The organism is Haladaptatus sp. W1 (assembly GCF_001723155.1).
Taxonomy (GTDB): domain Archaea; phylum Halobacteriota; class Halobacteria; order Halobacteriales; family Haladaptataceae; genus Haladaptatus; species Haladaptatus paucihalophilus.
The window spans coordinates 1-2232 of record NZ_MEIH01000406.1 but is presented as its reverse complement, the minus strand read 5'-3'; the positions used below and the strand labels follow the sequence as shown (position 1 = coordinate 2232).

Here is a 2232-nt window from a genome sequence, read left to right as displayed (position 1 = left end):
CGGAGTGACCGACGGTCGAAGAGGTATTTTCGCGTGCGTTCGGCGTGACGAGACACGTGAGCGGGCACTCTGGACACGAATACCCGCAAAAGCGTAACGAGGATGAACGCCGTCGTCGAAATTACATCTCTTCGCTCGCGTCGAGATACGATTCGAGGAGCGGCGGGAAGTCGCGGCCGCGGAGGTAGCGCAGGCCGAAATCCTCGGCCCAGTTGATGATGCCGGTGTCCTCGGTGACGACGCCCGCGTCGAGTTCGCGGGCGAGGATGAGCAGGTCGAAGTCCTCACGGGAGTCCAAGACGCCGCGGCGGAGCGTGGAGCGGTACTGACTTCTGAGGTCGGAGATGACCGTCCCCACGTCGGCCTGTCCGTTGTCGAACGCTTCCCTGACGGCGTTTTCGGACACGCGGAGGCCCTTGTCCACGCGGCCGCTCATCTCGTCGATGAACCGGTAGACGAGATCGGCGGGAATCATCACCTCGAAGCGGGCGGGTTCTTCTTGATGACCCACGTTTCGAGTTTCGAGAGGACGGGCTCCGAGACGCCGCGCTCTTCGAGGATGACGGTGAGTTCGTCGTGAACGGAGGGCGGAATGTAACAGGAGATGTTGAGCGCGAGTTTCGCGGTGGCGATGGAGTCGAGAAGTCGTTCGATGGCGTCCTCCAATCCCTCGTCTCCGACGCGGATTTCCTCGGAGAGGAAGACGGATGTATCGAGGACGAACCGCTGTTTCAGCGGATGTTCCGGCATATGTGGCGATTCGAGCCGAGAAGCAAAAGCCCTTCCATGACATTTGTTCACACCCAACATGTGCGAACTCCTTAAAAAGGTTCATAACTATCGATGACCAAGGTTCAGTTGTAGCAGGAACTCCGAGAACAAACCGGATGGTTTCCGTCGATTAGACAGAAACGCGGAGCAAACACCAAGTCGTCGGTTAAACGACAACGAGGTCAACGCTCCGACGGAAAACCGAAGCGACGCGATAATCGTCCGCAAGGACGGTCGTGAAGACCAAGTAACGGACGGCGTGAAAACGGCGTTCGTGAAACTGGCGCAAGCCAGCCACGGTCGTAGGCGTCGTGGAAAACGTTTCCCATCCGGGTTCTATTCGGGTTTCTGTGTATTCTTCACTCTCGACACCGATGGAGCGACAGCGGAGCGTTTCCAAACGGTTTATACCGACGGGAGGGCAATTCCGCGATATGGCGAAAGAGCAAAAGGAAGTCCGCGAGCTTAAAGAAGGCAACTACCTGATGATGGACGACGCCGCGTGCGTCATCAACTCCTACAGCACGGCAAAGCCCGGTAAACACGGTAGCGCGAAGGACTGTTGATACCAACTATGTCTGTTAGGGTACCGGGCTTCTTGGGAGGGCCTTTAGGTATCCCAAGACTGAAGACGGCCATTTTTCGACGTAGTCGCCGTCGTCATGCGGCCCAAACATCCCTACCAGAACCCGGTTTCTACGACTTCTCCGCGTAGATACCAAATCGTGAGGTGACGAAATGCATCGTGATGCGGGGCGATTAAGCCTCGAACAGGGTATCGTATTGGTCGAGGAGATGACGGATGGATTCCTCGGTTGGGGGAACTCCCTCGCGCATGAAACACCCCGCGACAGTATTCGCGAGGATGAGTGACGTCCCGTCGGACAGCCCCTCTGCATGGCCGAGCGTCAGCCCCGTATCGAAGTGAGCATCGGAGTTCGTGACCTGTTCGGGGGTCCGGTCTCGGTGCTCGTGCAGTGTTCGCCACGGACCGCTGGCCCCGTCGGACGAGGCTTCTGCGTTGGCTTTCGGGGCCCGGCCCGGTCTGACCGGACGTACCCGGAGTTTGGTTCCCGCTCAAGACCATAGCGCGGGCGGGGAGCAGGGCCTAACTGCCCAACCTAGTCCACTTCCTTCTACTCCACTCTGACTTAAGGGCCTTTCGGGTTCGGAATGGCGTCGGGCTTCGACTTTGGCCCGGAAGTCACCCGACCGTGGCGATGGCCACGACGTTCGAGACGACGACGAGCAGTCCGACGACGAGATAGACGATGCTTCCGAGTCGAAACGTCCGACGCGACCGCTGGGTCCATCCCGAGAGGACCACGAGGAGGAGGACGGTCGCCGCTTTGAGAAGAAGCAACCCGAACAGTCCCATCTCGGCGAGAAGGTGGGCGACGAACGGGTTCCCCTCGCTCAGCCCGAGTTCCAAACCGATACCGGTCGTTATCACGTCGCCGA

Annotated in this window: 1 protein-coding gene and 2 pseudogenes; 1 reads left to right on the top strand and 2 read right to left on the bottom strand. The window is 59.1% G+C overall.

Annotated elements, in window-relative coordinates; all coding sequences use genetic code 11:
• Positions 1 to 121 precede the first annotated feature (121 nt).
• Positions 122 to 750, bottom strand: a pseudogene (locus BG842_RS25825) (RNA ligase partner protein).
• Positions 751 to 1205: 455 nt separating this feature from the next.
• Between BG842_RS25825 and BG842_RS28465 the strand changes: the two are divergent.
• Positions 1206 to 1328 (top strand): annotated as a pseudogene (locus BG842_RS28465) (translation initiation factor IF-5A); the annotation flags it as partial.
• Positions 1329 to 1975: 647 nt separating this feature from the next.
• Here BG842_RS28465 and BG842_RS25815 read toward each other — a convergent pair.
• On the bottom strand, positions 1976 to 2232 hold a 257-nt coding region (locus tag BG842_RS25815; protein WP_069453026.1), incomplete at its 5' end, for a DUF5658 family protein.